Source organism: Saccharothrix longispora, from assembly GCF_031455225.1.
Classification (GTDB): Bacteria; Actinomycetota; Actinomycetes; order Mycobacteriales; family Pseudonocardiaceae; genus Actinosynnema; species Actinosynnema longispora.
In genome coordinates this window covers 2982641-2999417 of sequence record NZ_JAVDSG010000001.1, presented here as the reverse complement: position 1 = coordinate 2999417, position 16777 = coordinate 2982641, and the positions used below count along the sequence as shown (strand labels likewise).

The window sequence follows — 16777 nt, the reverse complement described above, 5'->3', positions numbered from 1 at the left end:
GTGCGATGACCGCACGCGACGATCTGCTCGCCCCGGTCCGCGCGGGCAGGCTCGAACTGCGCAACCGGGTCGTCATGCCGGCCCACACGACCAACTTCGCCGTGGACGGCCTGTTCTCCGACCGCCACCTCGCCTACCACCGGGCGCGGGCCGAGGGCGGCGTCGGCCTGATCATCACCGAGGGCATGCGGGTGCACCCCACGAGCCTCGGGCGGGCCAACACCGTGTCGGCGTTCGACGACCGGGTGGTCCCGTCGCTGGCCGGACTGGTCGACGTGGTGCACGGCGGTGGCGCGAAGCTCGCCGCCCAGCTCCTGCACGTGGGGCGGCAGGCGGGCGGGCACAACGTGCTGACCGCCGCGTGGGGCGCGTCGGCGCTGCCGTGGGCGAGCACGGCGGCCACCCCGCACGCGATGACCACCGACGAGATCGCCGAGGTGGTCGACGCCTTCGCCTCGGCGGCCGGACGGGTGGCGGCGGCGGGCGTGGACGCCGTCGAGGTCCACCTGGGGCACGGCCACCTGCTCCAGCAGTTCCTCTCGCCCGCCACCAACCACCGGGACGACGCCTACGGCGGCAGCCTCGACAACCGGCTGCGGCTGGCGCGGGAGGTGCTCGACGCGGTCCTCGCCGCGCTGCCGGGGACCATGCCGCTGATCCTGCGCATCAGCGCCGACGAGTTCCTCGACGGCGGCCTCGACCTGGAGCGGATGCTCACCGCCACCGGGCTGCTCGTCCGCGACTACCGCGTCGACGTGCTGCACGTCAGCCACTCCGCGTACGTCGGCACGGCGAGCGTGGCGACCCAGATGGCCGACATGAGCTTCCCGCCCCTGCCGTTCCGGCACCTGCCCCGCGCCTTCAAAGCGGCGTTCCCCGACCTCGCGGTCCTCGCGGTCGGCCGCGTGGACGACCTCGACAACGCCGCCGGGCTCGTCGCGGACGGCAGCGCGGACCTCGTCGCGCTGGCCCGCCCGCACATCGCCCTGCCCACCCTCGTGGCCGCGCGCACCGACGCCGCCGCGCCGCCGGCCCGCGAGTGCATCGCCTGCAACCAGGGGTGCGCGGGCAGGCTCGAACTGGGTCTCGGCATCAGCTGCGTGGTCAACCCCGAGGTCGGCCTGGAGCGCGAGTGGGCGGCCCTGCGCGAGGCCGCCCGCCGTGCGCCGAAGCTGCGCGTCCTCGTGGTCGGCGGCGGCCCCGCCGGGCTGGAGGCCGCGAGCGCCGCCGCGTCCGCCGGGCACCGGGTCACCCTGGTGGAGGCCGCGCCCGAACTCGGCGGCGCGCTCCGGCTGGCCGCGAAGCTGCCCGTGCGGGGGCGCTTCGGCCGGTTCGTCGAGCAGCTCGCCGCCACCGCGCGCCACCTCGGCGTCGACGTCAGGCCCGGCGTGCGCGCCGACGCGGCGCTGCTCGCCGAGGGGTGGGACCACGTGGTGCTCGCGACCGGGGCCACCGCGCCCGACGACTCCGGTTCGGACTACCCCGTCGTCCCGCTGGAGCGGGCGGTCGACGAACCGGGCAGCACCGGCCGGCACGTGGTCCTGGTGGACGAGGACGGCACCACCACGGCGCTCGCCCTGGCCGACCACCTGCTCCACGACGACCGCCGCGTCACCCTGGTCACCGACCGCTCCGCGCTGTCCTGGCGCGTGCCGGTCTACTCGAAACCCGCGCTGCTGGACCGCCTGCGCGGCAGGGGCTTCAGCGCGGTCCTGATGCGCACCCCAGCCGGGATGGAAGGCGACTCTATGATTTTCACCGATCCGCTGTCCGGTCGTGCCGAGCGGGTGGACGACGTCTCGTCGGTGGTGTTCCTGCGCCCGCGCGCGGCGAGCGCCGGCCCACCCGTGCCGGACGGGGTGTCCACGGCGACCGTCGGCGACGCCTACGCGCCCCGCACCGCCCTGGAAGCCGCGTTCGAGGGACGCCTGGCCGGTCTGACCGCCGCGCGGACGGCGGGGGTGCGCGCCGCCGAAGCCGCGCTGAGGGGGAGGTTGTGAGAGCCGTGGACGTCGAGAGGACCGGTGTGGTGGAGCCGAGCGGGGTGCGGTCGAGCGGGGTGCGGTCGAGCGGGATGCAGTCGGTCGACCGGGTGGCCGCGGTGCTGTTGAGCTTCACCGGCGCGGACGCCGAACTGGGGGTCACGGACATCGCCGAGCGGCTGGTGCTGCCCAAGAGCGCGGTGCACCGCGTGCTGGAGGCGCTGACGGCCTGGGGCCTCGTCGCCAAGGAGCACGAGCGCGGCAAGTACCGGCTCGGACCGCGCGCCACCGAGCTGAGCCTCGCCGCTCTCGGGTCGGTCGACGTGCGGGCGCTCGCGCTGCCGGTGATGGAGGAGTTGCGCGACCTGACCGGCGAGACCGTGACCCTGAGCTTCGTGCTCGGCTCGCACCGCGTCTACGTCGCCCAGGTGGAGAGCCGCCAGGACGTGCGGATGACCATCGAGGTGGGCAGGCGGGCGCCGCTGTACGCGGGCGCGTCGGGCCGGGCGATCCTGATGACCTTCAGCACCGCCGAGCTGGAGCGGTACCTGTCGCAGACGGTGCTGACGCCGCTGACCGAGCGGACCGTCCACGACGACCGGCAGCTGCGCGACCTGCTGGACGTGGACCGCGCCCGCGGCTACACCGAGAGCCTGGGGGAGCGCGACCCCTACGCCGCCGCCGTCGCCGCGCCCATCACCGCCCGCAACAACCCCCGGGCGTTCGCCTGCTTCAGCGTCTGCGGACCCACGGCCAGGCTGGGCGACGAGGTCAGGCGCAGCTGCGGCCCGGCCGTCGTCGACGCGGCCCGCAAGGTCTCGGAGATGCTGAGGGGGAGCTGGTGACACCACCCGCGAGGAGCTTCCTCTACGTCCCGGGCCACCGCGAGGACCGGCTGCGCAAGGCGGTCGACAGCGACGCGGACGCCGTGGTCCTCGACCTGGAGGACGCCGTGCCCGCGGCGGACAAGGAGCGCGCCCGCCGGGCCGTGCGCGCCCTGCTCGCCGCACTGCCGCCGGGCCGGTCCGCGTGGGTCCGGGTCAACAGCGACCCCGACCTGGCGGCGGAGGACGTCGCGGCCGTCGCGTCGCCCGCCCTCGCCGGCATCTGGGTGCCGAAGGCGGAACCCGACCCGCTGCGCCGCGCCGACGACCTGCTCACCGCCGCCGAACGCCGCCACCACCTGCCCGAGGGCGGGCTCGCGGTCGTGCCGCTGGTGGAGACGGCCCTCGGCGTGCTGCGGGTCGAGCAGGTGTGCGCCGCGCCCCGCGTGACCCGCCTGGGCGTCGGCGAGGCGGACCTCGCGGGGGAGCTGCGCCTGCGCCCCGACGACCGGCGCAGCGAACTGCACGGCATCCGCCTCCAGGTGGTGCTGGCCTCCGCCGCGGCCGGCCTGGAGGCCCCGGTGGGGCCCGTCGAGACCGACGTGCGCGACACCGGCCGGCTGCTGGAGACCACGACCACCCTGCTGCGCCAGGGGTTCCGCGCCCGCACGGCCCTGCACCCCCGCCAGCTCGCGACCATCAACGCCGTCTTCACGCCGACCGAGGCCGAGGTCGCCGAAGCCGCCGCCCTGGTGGAGGACTTCACCGGGAACGCCGGGGTGGACCGCACCGGCCGGTTCGTGGACCCGGCCGTCCTCCGCGCGGCCCACGAGGTCCTGGCCCGCGCCGGGGTCCCCGGCGCCCCACCGGCGTGACCGGTCACTCCGGGCGGACGCCACCCCGCCCGGCGCGCCACTTCCCCGCGTACGGCAGGGAGAACAGGTAGAGGCCCGTGAACAGCAGCAGGACGAGCGGGGGCAGCGGGAGGTAGAACACCCAGGGGGCGGACTCCGCCTGGCCGATCGCGGCGAGACAGGCGATCACGGTCACCGTGAAGGCGATCGACACCCAGCGGTGGAACCGGCGGACCTCCGCGCCGCCGTCGCCGCCCTTGCTGCCGTCCACGGGAACTCCTCGAAGTCGTCGGTCGCGGGACGCGTCCGACGCGATCCCGCGGCCACGACGCCGGGCGCGTCGGACCGGCCCGTGCTTCTCGATCCCTGACCGGTTCGACGCCCCTCCCGCGCGGGCGCGCTACCCGTTGTGCCCGCTCACCACGTCGAGGACCCACACGACGCCGAAGCGGTCGCGCAGCATCCCGTAGGCGGGTGCCCAGCCCGACGGGCCGATCGGCACCACGACCGTCGCGCCCTCGGAGAGCTTCTCCCAGTAACCGGTGACCTCCTCGGCGGTCTGCCCGCGCAGGGAGACGAAGAACGAGTTCTCGCCCCGGTCGTAGGCCGTCCGGGAGGGCACGTCGTAGGCCATGACGTAGAAGCCGTTCGGCGCGATCACCTGGCCCCACATCACCTGGTCGGCTTCGGACTCCTCCTGGGCGTTCCCGGCGTCCCGGTACGTGACGACGGTGAGGTCGCCGCCGAACGCGGACCGGTAGGACTCCAGCGCCGCGCGGGCGTCGCCGCGGAAGTTCAGGTGGATCGTGGTCGTGAGGGACAAGGCCGTACTCCTTAACCTGCTGACTCGTCTGACGGGACGACGGTCGCAGGGGAACCGGCCAGGGTGTGTCCTCTTCTCCGGGCGGTCGTCCTCCGGGTTGTCGCCGGACGGCCGCGAGGCCTCGCCGGTCCGGGCGCTTCGTCGACCGGACCGGCGAGATCACCTGGTCCCGACCCCGGTCACCCGGAGGCGGGCGGTTTCTCGGCGAACACCCAGCGGTTGTCGGCGAGCACGTCGTCCGGCTCCGGTGCGGGACCCCGGCCGTGCCGGGCGGTGAAGTCGAACGGCGTGCGGGTGGTCGTGGACCAGCCGCGCGCGGCGAGATCGGCCGCCGAGTCGGGGCGCGGACCGGGGTCGAACAGCGCGACCAGGTCGATGTCGAGCCGCGCCCGCGTCCCGGTGTAGAGCGGGCAGGCGACCATGGCGGGCGACGTCGGGCGCGGCTTGGTCTCGTACGCCAGCGTGCTGCCGCCCGCCGAGAGCCGGTCGGCGGTGCGCACCAACCGCTGCTCGGCCTCGGGCGTCAGGTACATGACCAGGCCCTCGGCCAGCCAGGCCGTCGGCACCCCCGGGGTGAAACCGCCGCCGGCCAGCGCCGGTGCCCAGTCGTGCCCCAGGTCGACGCCCACCGGCACGCGCACGGCCCGTGACCGTGCGCCCAGCCCGTCCAGCACCCGCTGCTTGAAGTCCAGCACCGGCGCCCGGTCGAGTTCGAACACCGTGACACCGCTCGGCCAGTCCAGGCGCATCGCCCGCGTGTCCAGGCCCGCGCCGAAGAGCACGACCTGGCGCGCGCCGCCGTGCGCGGAGCGCAGCAGGAAGTCGTCGAAGACCCGCGTGCGCAGCCCGAAGTAGCGGGCCAGCCGGCCCCACAGCGGATCGGCGTCGCCGTCCGGCACCTCCTCCGGGCGCACGGGCCACCCGGCCGACACCGGGGCCGCGCGCACGAAGTGCTCGGCGTACGGGTCCTCGGCGAGGGAGTCGGCGCGGTGGGTCTCGATCGCCCGTGCCGCGGCGACCATCAGCGCCGTCCGACCGACCCCGACGTCGACCCCGTCCTCGGTGGTGGACACCCCGTCGCCCCTCCTCGTGCCACTCGTGCCCGGCCCGGTCGCGAGGTCGCTCAACCGGTGGGGCCCGCGACGAGCAGGTCGCCGGTGGTCCCCGCCTTGTCCGGCTGGTAGTAGTCCTTGATGGCCTCGGTCCACGTGCGCACCTCGACCTCGTCGGCCTCCGAGGGGCCGAACGCGTCGAACAACGCGTTGGTGTTCGCCGGGGCGAAGCCGATCGCGGTCATCAGGGCGACGAACAGCGGCCGCTCGATCCGGCCGTCGCCGTCCGGGTCGCCCAGTTCGGCGAGCGACTCGGCGAACTCCGCGATGGTGTCGTCGAACCGCTCCGGTGACAGCACGCACGCCACGAACTCGTCGAGGGTGATGGTGCCGTCGCGGTCGACGTCCAGTTCGGCGGCCAGCGTCGCCCAGTAGCGGCGGAAGGCCGCCGTCATCCTCCCGCGCGCCGCGTCGCCGGACCCGGTGGCCGCCGCGTCGACGCGCCCGGCCATCAGCTCGAAGTCGCCGGCCTCGATCCGGCCGTTCCCGTTGACGTCGAAGAGGTCGAAGACGAGCCCGACCCGGGCCTGCGCCTCGGTCTGCATCGCGGTGGTCCTTCCGTCGTGCCGATCACGTGGCCGAGGGCCACTGTGCCACGGCGCGTCCGCCGGTCGACCGGACGGCGGACGCGGGACCGGAGCGCACAGCGCAGCGTTGTCGGTGGACCGCCTCCTTGCCCCTGTTCGGCCGTCGCCGTGCCACACCCGATCGTGTCGAGAGCACCCGGTGGGTAGGTGAACCTCCGGCGAACGTGCTGATGTCCGCCCGATCCGGTGGTTCGTGCCGCCATACCGGGGATGGCGTGGCGCGCGGACCGTGTGACGATGGCCGGGTGCGCGTGGTGGCCGCGGTGCTGGTGTTGCTCGGGCTCGGCGGGGTCGTGGCCTGGCAGGTGGACGACGCGCTGCGGGTGACCGCGCGACCGGCCGACGTCCCGGTCGAACGCCCGGTCGCCGCCGCTCCGCGCCCGCTCGCCCCGCCACCGGCGATCGCCTCGATCGGCGTCCCGGACGACCCGCGCCTGCGACTCGCCGCCACCGCCGTCGCCGACGCCCTGGTCGAGCGCGGCCGTTCCCGGCCGACCACCGGCGCCACCGGCGGGCTCCAGGCCAGGTTGGAGCCCGGTCTGCCCGACGAGGCGTATCGGCTCGACCCCGGACCGGTCGTGGTCGGCAGCACGCCGGACGGCGTCGCCGCCGGCCTGTACACCGTGGCCGACCGCATCCGCGCCGGGGCGGAGGTGGTCGCCGACGGGCGGGTGGTCGCGCCCCGGCTCGGACTGCGGCTGACCGACCTCGGCGCGGTCGGCCTGCCGGACGACCCGGCGCGGTTCGCCGGGGGCGCCGACTACTCGCTGAACTCCGACGTGGTCGGCACGGCCGTGCTGCCCGACGCGCCCTTCGTCGACCAGGCCGCCGTCGACGGGATATCCCGCCAGTTCCGCGCCCTGGTGCACCACGCACTGGCCGACGGGTACAACGCCGTGGTCGTACCCGGCTTCCTGGAGTACGTCACGTTCGACGGGCTCGGCGTCCACGCGGCCGGCGACCCGCACCCGGAACGGGCCGAGGCGATGATCGCCGCGTTCGGCCCGGTCTGGCGGTACGCCCACGAGATGGGCGTGGAGGTGTACCTGTCCACCGACATGCTCGCCCTCTCGCCGCCGCTGCGGGCCTTCCTGGAGCGGGAGGTCGGCGGGCTGCACACCGAGGACGAGCGGCTGTGGCGGGTCTACCGGGCGGCGCTCTCGGAGGTGTTCGAGCGGCTGCCCGACGTGGACGGCATGATGATCCGGATCGGCGAGGGCGGTTCGGCCTACCGGTTCGCCGGCTGGGACTACACCTCGGAGATCGCGGTCACCACGCCCGGGGCGGTGCGGGCCATGCTGCGGGCGTTCCTCGCCGCCGCCGCCGAGCACGACCGGGAGATCGTCTTCCGCACGTGGAGCGTCGGCATCGGCGAGGTCGGCGACCTGCACACCAGCCGCGACGCCTACGAGCGCGTCCTCGGCGGGCTGGACGACGACCGGCTGATCGTGTCCACCAAGTACGCGCTCGGCGACTTCTACAGCCACCTCCCGCTCAACGACACCCTGCTCGTGGGACAGCACCGCCGGATCGTGGAGTTCCAGTCCCGCCGCGAGTTCGAGGGCATGGGCGCGCTGCCCGACGACATGGGCGAGCTGCACCGGCACGCGCTGCGCACGTTCCTGGCCAATCCCCGCGTCGAGGGGGTGTGGACGTGGCGGCAGGGCGGGGGCCCGCTGCTCGCCGGTCCGCGGGTGCTGGACCTCAGGACCGGGTTCTGGCAGCTCTACGACCTCAACTCCTACGTCGTCGGCAGGCTGGCGCGGGACCCGGAGCAGGACCCGGCGGACCTGACGGCCGACTGGGTGCGCCGCACGTTCTCCCACGACCCGGCCGTGGTGCACGCCGTGTGCCGCGCGTTGGCGCTGTCGCGCGAGGCGATCACCACCGGCCTGTACGTCGGCCCGTACGCCCGGCACCGGGTGCGCGCCCTGGGCCTGGAGCCACCGCCGATGATGTGGATCTTCGAGTGGGACATCCCGACCGGCGACAGCGCGACCTGGGGCACGGTCTACGCGGTGGGCCGCGACCGGGTGGACGAGGCGGTCGCCGAGGGCTCGGCGGCGACCGGCACGGCACGCCGGATGCGCGAACTGGTCGCCGCGACCGACCCGGCGGGCTGGCGCGACCCGGTGCTGCGCGAGCGGTTCGTCGCCGCCCTCGACTACCAGGTGGACCTGTTCGGCGTGCTGGCCGCCTACCGCACCGCCGCGCTGCGCCACACCCAGTGGCTCGACACCGGCGACCCCGGCGCGCGCGACGGGGCGAGGGCCGCGCGGGCGGCGTACGGGCCCTTGCGCGCGGAGCACCTGCGCCGCTACGGGGACGACCTGGCGCTGCCCGCCTACAACCTCACCGCGGCCGACCTGGGCCTGGCCAGGGCGGCCCGCGACGAGCCGATGGCGTGGGCGGCGCGCGGCGTGCTGCTGGGACTCGCCCTCGCGTTCGCCCTGGGGTGGCGCAGGCCGTGGGCGCGGGCGCTGACCAGGCCGTGGCGGCGGGTCGAGGCCTCGCGCGCGGACCGGGCGCTGGTCTGGGTCGTGCCGGCCGCGGCGGTCGTGCTCAGCCGAGCGGTGCTCACGTGGTTCGCCGCGCCCGCGCACCTGGTGCCGGTGCTGGTCGCGTGGGCGCTGTTCGCGGTGGTGCTGCGGTCCACGACCCGCGGCCCGACCCGGTCGCGGGTCGCCGCGGCGGTGGGCGCGGTGGCGCTGCTGCGGTCTGTGCTGCTGCTGGGCGTGCTGGCGGTGCGCGGGCCGGGCGCCTACTGGTTCGGGTTCTGGACCGACCAGGCCGGGCGGGCGGTGTACGTGGCGGTGGCGGTCGCGGCGTTCCTGGGCGTCTTCGCGGCGGCGTACGCGGCGCTGCGCGGCGACCTGGGCCGTGCGGGTGCGGCCGGGCGCGTGCTGGCGGCGGCCGGGACACCCCTGGCGGTGCTGGGCGCGGTGGTGGCCGCGGTCGGCCTGGAACGCGCCCTGACCGCGTGGAACGACCAGTCGGCCCTGCTGCCGTGGGGCCTGTCGCGCATCCTCGGCATCACCGCGCACCTGGAGGTCCCGACCGTGCTGCCGGTGGTCGCGCTGCTGGTCGGCGGCGTGGCCGTGCTGCTCGGCGCGGCCCTGCCGCTCGGGGCGCGCCGCCGGTCCGGCGCTACGACCGCGCGGCCCTGACCGCCTGGTCGACGGTGGGGTGGAACGAGAAGACCTGGTCGAGCCCGATGATGCGGAAGACGTGCATCAGGTCCGGGTTGAGCCCCACCAGGTCGAAGGAGTGGCCCGCAGCCCGGGTGCGCTGGTGGGCGGTGATCAGCTCGGTGATGCCGGTGGAGTCGCAGTAGGTGAGGTCGGTCAGGTCGAGCACGATGCCGGTCGCGAAGGAGGCCGGCACGGCGTCGAGGGCCTCGCGCAGGCGCTCGGTGGTGTGGTGGTCGAGTTCGCCGCTGACCCGCAGCACGTGCGGTCCCGCCGGGTGGGAGGTGGTGGTGACGGTGAGGAGTTGCTCGGTCACCGGGTCTCCTGCGTGGTGTGGTGGTCGTGGTCGACGCGTGGCGCCGGGGAGTGCGGCGCCCTCGTCGGTCCCCGGGTGCTCCCGCTCCGACAGCCACCTGCCGGCCTGCTCGTGCCCGGCACTTTTGTCCTATTCTACGGATCACGCCGCCGGACCCTCGCGGTGGCGGTGGACGGGCGACCGCGGGGTGTCGAGGGAACAGCTCCGACCGCGGCCGTCGTGCGTGAAGGGAATCCCCAGTGGCAGGTTCCGACGACGCCGGGCGCGAGCCGACGGCGTTGGGGTTCGACGTGTTCACCGCGGACGAGGGCGTCGGTGGCGACCTGGCCTCGATCGACTGGGCCGCGACCCCGCTGGGGCCGCCCGCGGACTGGCCGCAGAGCCTGCGCACGGCGGTGAGCATCCTGCTGTCCTCCCGGTTCTCCATGTGGATGGCCTGGGGACCGGAGCTGACGTTCTTCTGCAACGACGCCTACCGGCGCGACACGCTCGGCCGGAAGTACCCGTGGGCGCTGGGCCGCCCCGCCCGGGAGGTGTGGGCGGAGATCTGGGACGACATCGGACCGCGCATCGACACCGTCCTGGCCACCGGGAAGGCGACCTGGGACGAGGCGCTGCTGCTGTTCGTGGAGCGCTCCGGCTACCCGGAGGAGAGCTACCACACGTTCTCCTACAGCCCGCTGCGCGACGACTCCGGCGCGGTGGTCGGCATGCTGTGCGTGGTCAGCGAGGACACCGAGCGGATCATCGGCGAGCGGCGGATGGCGACGCTGCGCGACCTGGGCTCCGACCCCAGCGTGGTGCGCACCGAGCAGGAGACGCTGGCCTTCTCCTGCCGGCAGCTGGAGCGCAACCTGCGCGACCTGCCGTTCACCCTGACCTACCTGTTCCAGGACGACGGCTCGGCGCGGCTGGCGGGCACGACCGGCGTCGTCGCCGACCACCCGATGGCACCGGGGACCCTGCCCGCCGACGACGAGGGCGCGGTGTGGCCGGTGCGGGCACCCGCCGCGGGGGACACCGCGCTGGTGGAGCTCGACGGCGAGCCGTTCACCGGGCTGCCGGGCGGCGACTGGCCGGCGCCGCCGGTGCAGGCGCTGGTGGTGCCCCTCCAGCAGCAGGGCGGCACGCCCTACGGTTTCGTGGTGGTCGGGCTCAACCGGTACCGGCCGCTGGACGAGGGCTACCGGGGCTTTCTCGCCCTGGTCGCCGGGCACGTCGCGGCGGGCATCGCCAGCGCCCGCAGCTACGAGGCGCAGCAGCGGCGGGCCGAGGAGCTGGCCGAGCTGGACCGTGCCAAGACCGCGTTCTTCTCCAACATCAGCCACGAGTTCCGCACCCCGCTCACCCTGATCATGGGTCCGGTGGCGGAGCTGCGCGACCGGTTGGCGCAGTCCGACCCCCGCGCGGGCGGGGAACTGGAGGTCGTCCACCGCAACGCGCTGCGGCTGGGCAAACTGGTCAACACCCTGCTGGACTTCTCCCGCATCGAGGCCGGTCGGATGCAGGCGAACTACGAGCCGGTCGACCTGTCGGCCGTCACCGCCGAGCTGGCCAGCGTGTTCCGCTCCGCGGTGGAGAAGGCCGGCCTGGCCCTGGAGGTCGACTGCCCGCCGCTGCCCGAACCCGTGCACATCGACCGCGGCATGTGGGAGAAGGTCGTCCTCAACCTGCTCAGCAACGCGCTGAAGTTCACCTTCGACGGCTCGGTCGGCGTCTCCGCGCGCGCCGAGGGCCGCGAGGCCGTGGTGACCGTCGTCGACACCGGCGTCGGCGTCCCGGCCCGGGAGATGCCCCGGCTGTTCGAGCGGTTCCACCGCATCGAGAACGCCCGCTCCCGTTCCAACGAGGGCAGCGGTATCGGCTTGGCGCTGGTGCGGGAACTGGTCGGCCTGCACGGCGGCACGATCACGGCGGACAGCGCCGAGGGGGAGGGCACGACCTTCACCATCCGCGTGCCCTTCGGCGTCGACCACCTGCCCGCCGACGCCCTGGCCCCCGCCGGCTCCGCCGCGGCGACCGGCGCCATCGACCCGTACGTGCAGGAAGCCCTGCGCTGGCTGCCCGGTGCGCGGCCCGACGTCCAGGCGACCGGCGCGACGCCGGCGTCCGGTCCCGCGGCACCGGCGACGGTCGTGGTCGCCGACGACAACGCCGACATGCGCGACTACCTCACCCGGCTCCTCACCGATGCCGGTTACGCGGTCCACGGCGTCACCGACGGGGTGGAGGCGCTGGAAGCGGTCCGCGTCCGGCAGCCCGACCTGCTCGTCAGCGACGTGATGATGCCCCGCCTGGACGGCCTGTCGCTGGTGGGCGCGCTGCGCAACGACCCGCGCACGGCGGCGGTGCCGGTGCTGCTGCTGTCCGCTCGCGCAGGGCAGGAGGCGTCCATCGAGGGGCTCCGGGCCGGCGCCGACGACTACCTGGTCAAGCCGTTCGCCGCCGGCGAGCTGCTGGCGCGCGTGCGGGCGAACGTGGAGCTGTCCCGCCTGCGCAACCACCACGCCCGCTGGCGCACCGCGCTGATCGACTCGCTCCAGGAGGCGTTCTTCGTCTGCGACGAGGACGGCGCCGTCGTCGAGATCAACACCGCGTTCACCGACATCCTCGGCTACGGCCCCGAGGGCCTGCCCTACGCGCCGGAGCACCCCTGGTGGCCCGACGCCGACGCGGGGGCGCACCGGCAGGTCGCCGAGGCGTTCGCCACCCTGCTCGGCAACAGCCAGGGGAGCTACACCATCCCGGTGACCCACCGGGACGGCCACCGGCTGTGGGTCAGCGCCACGTTCAACCAGGTCCAGGACCCCGACACCGGCCGCGCCGTGATCGTGGGCACGTTCCGCGACGTCACCGCCGAGCACTACGCCATCCAGCGCGACACCGCCCTGGCCGCGCTCAGCGTGCGCCTGTCGCAGGCCACCAGCCTCCCCGAGGCGCTGTCCGGGGCGCTGACCGAGTTCAAGGACCTGTGGCGCGCCCGCCGGGTCCTCGCCGCCGTCTTCACCGAGCGGAACGCGCCCGCGCTGACCAGCACCGAGGCCGGCCTGGGCTGGGACGGGCTCGCCGAGCGGCACCGCGCGGCGCTCGGCGCGCTGCGCGAGCGCCCCGCGCTGAGCCAGACCGGTCTGGGGCCCACGGGCACCGGCATCACCATGGAGCACCCCGAGGGCACCATGGTGCTCTGGCTCGACCTCGACCCCCGCCGCCCCTTCACCGACGAGGACAGGCTCCTGCTGTCGCTGCTGGCGGGGCACCTCGCCCAGGGCCTGACCCGCGCCCACCAGATCGACCAGCAGCGCGAGACCGCCATCGCGCTGCAGCGCGCGATCCTCGGCCCGGCCAGCCTGCCCGAGGGCTTCGCGGTCCGCTACGAGCCCGCGGCGCGCCCGCTGGAGGTCGGCGGCGACTGGTACGACACCGTCCTGCTGCCCGACGGCCGCATCGGCATCGTCGTCGGCGACTGCGTCGGCCGCGGCCTGGAAGCCGCCGCGGTCATGGGGCAACTGCGCAGTGCCTGCCGCGCGCTGCTCCTCCAGGACGTCGGTCCGGCCCGCACCCTCATGGCCTTGGACCACTTCGCCGCGGGCGTGCCCGGCGCGGTGTGCACCACCGTCTTCTGCGGCGTCCTCGACCCCGGGACCGGGCGCCTGGTCTACTCCCGCGCGGGTCACCCGCCCGCCATCCTCGCCCACCCCGACGGGACCACCCGGCTGCTGGAGGACGGCGGCTCGACCCCGCTGGCCGTGCGCCCCGGCGCCCGGCGGCCGGAGGCGGAGTGCACCCTGCCGCCGCGCGCCACCCTGCTGATGTACACCGACGGGCTCGTCGAACGCCGCCGCCGCCCGCTGACCGCGGGTATCGACCAAGCCGGGGAGGCCGTCCAGGAGGGCCGCGACACCGCCCTCGACGACCTCGCCACCCAGGTGATGACCCGGCTGGCGCCCGCCGACGGCTACGACGACGACGTCGCGCTCCTGCTCTACCGCCACCCCGCCCCGCTGGAGCTCTCCTTCCCGGCCGAGGCGGCCCAGCTCGCGCCGGTCCGCAAGTCCCTGCGCGGCTGGCTGAACCAGTGCGGCCTGCCGCCGCACACCGTGCAGAGCGTGCTGATCGCCGCGGGCGAGGCCTGCGCCAACGCCGTCGAGCACGGGCACCGCGACACCCCGCACCACCCGGTCCGACTCCGCGCCGAGGCCCTCGTCGGCGACCTCTACCTGAGCGTGACCGACACCGGCCGCTGGAAGACACCCCGACCCGAGCTCAACCAGCACCGAGGTCGGGGCGTCGCCCTGATGCGCGCGCTCATGCAGCGCGTGACCATCACCCCGGGCCCCGCGGGCACCACCGTCGACATGCACCTGAGGATCTCGTGATGACCACACCCCTCACCCTGACCACCGGTCGGAACCCGGACGGGACCGCGGTCCTCAAGGCCGTGGGCGAGATCGACGCGAGCAACGCCCACGCCTTCGCCGCCGCGCTGGACGACGTGCCGGACCGGCTCGTGGTGGACCTCACCGAGGTCGAGTACCTGGACAGCGCAGGGCTGAACGCCCTGTTCGCCCGCGCCGACCGCCTCGAACTGGTCGTCGCCCCGCTCCTGGAGCCGGTCGTCACGATCTCGGGGCTCGCGACCGTGGCCACCGTGCGCACGCGCCAGGACGCCGGGGACCGGTAGCGGCGGGGGCGCGCACGCCGTCGGGTGGTCCCGGGTGGCTCAGCTGATGCGGCGGCGGGTCCAGTGCAGCGCGAACCACGTCAGCAGGCCTGCCAGTGCCAGGTAGAGCGCCGTCTCGGCCCACTGGAGACTCCAGAAGCGGCTGTTCGGCTGGTGGGTGACGCGCTGCTGGTACCCCTCGCCGGCCAGGCGGCCGTAGCACGCCTCCTGCTTCTCGCGGTGGTCCGCCGGCGGCGGGGTGGGGTTGCCGAGGCCGCCCGGGAACAGGCAGTCGAGGAACCACGCGGGCACGGCGGTCGGGTTGCCCGCCCGGTCGAGGGTCTGCTGCCCCAGCACCCAGGAGTGCTCGGGAGCCGGGGCGAGGAGTTCCAGCGGGGCGTCGCCGCCGGCGAGGTAGAGGGTCGTGTCGTGCGGGGAGAACTGCCGGAGCTGCTGCTCCGGCGGCAGCAGTTCGGGGCGGACCAGGTTCAGGGCCGTGACCTGGAAGACGGTGAAGAGCACGAGCGTGACCGCCATGGCCGGGACCGTGCGGCGCAGCAGGGCGCTCGCGGCGACACCCAGGGTGAAGGCGAAGACGGCGTAGGCCACCGGGACGACGCCCCGGGCTCCGAAGATCATGGGTTCGATCGGGAGGGCGGCGGGGCCGTTCTCGGTGGCGATGGCGTCCACGGGGCTCGCCCACCACGTGACGAGCAGGCTGAGCAGCCCGGTGGCGACCACCGCCGCCAGGGCCGTCAGGCCGGTCTTGGCGAGCAGCCAGCGGGTGCGGGTGACGCCCTGGTTCCACACCAGGCGGTGGGTGCCGTTCTCCACCTCGCGGCTGATCAGGGGCGCTCCCCAGAACGCGCCGATGATGGCGGGGAACACGTGGAGGGCGACCATGCCCAGGTAGTAGTAGGTGCTGTCATCCGCGGACAGTCCCGGGCCCGTCGCCAGGACCACCGGCCTGCCGACGGCCAGCAGCACGGCGGCGAGGGCGACCAGCAGGGCGGCGACGGCGAGGGCGGACAGGCGGAACTGGCGCAGCGTCAACCAGGTCACCGGAGGACCTCCAGGGCGGGGCGGGACGTCGCGGCGGAGGGCGACTCCAGGTAGGCGAGGACGATGTCTTCGAGGCCGACCGCGCCCACCGTCCAGGACGGGTCGAGGATCGGCGACTCCGTGCGCACGAGCAGCGTGGTCTGCCGGTCGGTGTGGCTCGCGGCGACGACGTGCTGGTCGGCGGGCAGCGTCGCGGGATCGCGGCGCGGTCCGGTGAGCCGGTGGTGGGTGGCGACCAGGTCGTCGATCTCCCCGGCGAGGACCACGCGGGAGTCGACGAGGGTGACGAGGTGGTCGCAGACCCGTTCGACGTCGGTGATCAGGTGTGACGAGAGGACGACGCCCACCCCGTGCTCGGCGACCGTTTCCATCAGGTCCTGGAGGAACCCGCGCCGGGCCAGCGGGTCGAGCGCGGCGACCGGTTCGTCGAGCAGCAGCACGTCGGGGCGCTTGGCGATGCCGATGGTCAGGGCGAGCTGCGCCCGCTGACCCCCGGAGAGCCGTCCCGCCCGCTGCGCGGGGTCGAGGCCGAGGTGCTCGACGCGTCGACGGGCGAGGTCGGCGTCCCAGCCGGGGTTGAGCCGGGCGCCGAGGCGCAGGTGCTCGGCGACGGTCAGGTTCGCGTAGGTGGGGGTGTCCTGGGCGACGAAGCCGACCTTGGCCAGCTGTTCCGGTCCGCTGCCGGGCCGTCCGCCGCACACCTCGATCTCTCCGGTGGTGGGGCTGCTCATGCCGGCCGCGAGGTTGAGCAGGGTGGACTTGCCGGCGCCGTTGGGACCGACGAGGCCGACGACGCGGCCCGCCGGGATGTCCAGCGTGCAGTCCGTCAGGGCCTGGCGCCGCCGGTACCTCTTGCCCAGCCCCCGGGCTCGCAGCATCGCGGTCACGCGGTCTCCTCCGTCGCCGTGGTCCGGAGGGTCGTGGTGATCAGGGCCTCGATGCCCTCGTCGTCCAGCCCGGCCAGGCGGGCCTTGGCGATCCAGCGCCGCAGGTCCCGGCTCAGCGGGCCGAGCACCCCCGGCGCCACGCCGGGCAGGGTCGCCGAGACGAAGGTGCCCACCCCCGGACGGGCCGCGACCAGGCCGGCGTGCTCCAACTCCCGGTACGCCTTGAGCACCGTGTTGGGGTTGATGGCCAACTGCGCCACGACGTCCTTGACCTTCGGCAGTTGGTCGCCCTCGCGCAGCAGGCCGAGCCGCAGTGCGTGGCGGACCTGCTGGACCACCTGCTGGTACGGCGACAGGCCGGACCCGCTGTCCAGGTGGAACTCGATCACACTTCCTCCATTTAACTATGGTCCTAGCACTATAGGCACATAGCTGCTTATGGAGCAATCGGCGTCGGTCGCCGAGCGATCGGGGGGTGTGGG

At 74.7% G+C, this 16777-nt stretch carries 14 protein-coding genes; 6 read left to right on the top strand and 8 right to left on the bottom strand.

All coding sequences use genetic code 11. The features are described from left to right. Nucleotides 1–5 precede the first annotated feature (5 nt). The 3 genes from J2S66_RS12170 to J2S66_RS12160 are packed head-to-tail and all read left to right on the top strand — an operon-like array spanning nucleotide 6 to nucleotide 3681. A complete protein-coding gene (locus J2S66_RS12170) occupies nucleotides 6–2000 on the top strand; it encodes an oxidoreductase (RefSeq protein ID WP_310307061.1) in 1995 nt (664 codons plus the stop codon). Nucleotides 2001–2005: 5 nt separating this feature from the next. Further along, entirely contained in the window at nucleotides 2006–2827 is an 822-nt protein-coding gene (locus J2S66_RS12165) for an IclR family transcriptional regulator (RefSeq protein WP_310307060.1), read from the top strand. After that, nucleotides 2824–3681 (top strand): HpcH/HpaI aldolase/citrate lyase family protein, encoded by an 858-nt coding sequence (locus J2S66_RS12160; RefSeq protein WP_310307059.1) that lies wholly within the window; start codon nucleotides 2824–2826, stop codon nucleotides 3679–3681. Before J2S66_RS12165 ends, J2S66_RS12160 begins: the two co-directional genes overlap by 4 nt. A gap of 4 nt (nucleotides 3682–3685) precedes the next feature. Here J2S66_RS12160 and J2S66_RS12155 read toward each other — a convergent pair whose 3' ends face one another. From J2S66_RS12155 to J2S66_RS12140, 4 genes are all read right to left on the bottom strand, one after another. Continuing rightward, entirely contained in the window at nucleotides 3686–3931 is a 246-nt protein-coding gene (locus J2S66_RS12155) for a hypothetical protein (RefSeq protein ID WP_310307058.1), read from the bottom strand. A gap of 129 nt (nucleotides 3932–4060) precedes the next feature. After that, a complete protein-coding gene (locus tag J2S66_RS12150; RefSeq protein ID WP_310307057.1) occupies nucleotides 4061–4483 on the bottom strand; it encodes a VOC family protein in 423 nt (140 codons plus the stop codon). Between the two features lie 179 nt (nucleotides 4484–4662). Then, on the bottom strand, nucleotides 4663–5556 hold the full coding sequence (locus J2S66_RS12145) for an SAM-dependent methyltransferase (protein WP_310307056.1): 894 nt from the start codon (nucleotides 5554–5556) through the stop codon (nucleotides 4663–4665). 50 nt (nucleotides 5557–5606) lie between these two features. Further along, the gene (locus J2S66_RS12140) at nucleotides 5607–6140 is read right to left on the bottom strand and encodes an EF-hand domain-containing protein (RefSeq protein WP_310307055.1); all 534 of its coding nucleotides are present in this window, start codon (nucleotides 6138–6140) and stop codon (nucleotides 5607–5609) included. Between the two features lie 287 nt (nucleotides 6141–6427). On the opposite strand from J2S66_RS12140, the gene J2S66_RS12135 reads away from it, so the two are divergent. Continuing rightward, entirely contained in the window at nucleotides 6428–9349 is a 2922-nt protein-coding gene (locus J2S66_RS12135; protein ID WP_310307054.1) for a hypothetical protein, read from the top strand. On the opposite strand, the gene J2S66_RS12130 is transcribed toward J2S66_RS12135, so the two are convergent. Then, nucleotides 9330–9686: an STAS domain-containing protein gene (locus J2S66_RS12130; protein WP_306749983.1), complete on the bottom strand. Its 357-nt coding sequence runs from the start codon at nucleotides 9684–9686 to the stop codon at nucleotides 9330–9332. The two genes, J2S66_RS12135 and J2S66_RS12130, sit on opposite strands and share 20 nt — an antisense overlap. 239 nt (nucleotides 9687–9925) lie before the next feature. Between J2S66_RS12130 and J2S66_RS12125 the strand changes: the two genes are divergently transcribed. Both J2S66_RS12125 and J2S66_RS12120 read left to right on the top strand, forming a co-directional pair. Further along, entirely contained in the window at nucleotides 9926–14062 is a 4137-nt protein-coding gene (locus J2S66_RS12125) for a SpoIIE family protein phosphatase (protein ID WP_310307053.1), read from the top strand. Next, nucleotides 14062–14367 carry an STAS domain-containing protein gene (locus tag J2S66_RS12120; RefSeq protein WP_310307052.1) on the top strand — a complete coding sequence of 102 codons (306 nt, stop codon included), beginning with the start codon at nucleotides 14062–14064 and terminating at the stop codon, nucleotides 14365–14367. Before J2S66_RS12125 ends, J2S66_RS12120 begins: the two co-directional genes overlap by 1 nt. 39 nt (nucleotides 14368–14406) lie before the next feature. On the opposite strand, the gene J2S66_RS12115 is transcribed toward J2S66_RS12120, so the two are convergent. Genes J2S66_RS12115 through J2S66_RS12105 form a run of 3 tightly spaced genes read right to left on the bottom strand, consistent with a single transcriptional unit; the run spans nucleotide 14407 to nucleotide 16684 of the window. Continuing rightward, nucleotides 14407–15408: an ABC-2 membrane transporter-related protein gene (locus tag J2S66_RS12115; protein WP_310307051.1), complete on the bottom strand. Its 1002-nt coding sequence runs from the start codon at nucleotides 15406–15408 to the stop codon at nucleotides 14407–14409. Further along, nucleotides 15405–16286: an ABC transporter ATP-binding protein gene (locus tag J2S66_RS12110; protein WP_310314762.1), complete on the bottom strand. Its 882-nt coding sequence runs from the start codon at nucleotides 16284–16286 to the stop codon at nucleotides 15405–15407. Before J2S66_RS12110 ends, J2S66_RS12115 begins: the two co-directional genes overlap by 4 nt. A 5-nt stretch (nucleotides 16287–16291) precedes the next feature. Further along, a complete protein-coding gene (locus J2S66_RS12105) occupies nucleotides 16292–16684 on the bottom strand; it encodes a GntR family transcriptional regulator (RefSeq protein ID WP_306749979.1) in 393 nt (130 codons plus the stop codon). Nucleotides 16685–16777 lie beyond the last annotated feature (93 nt).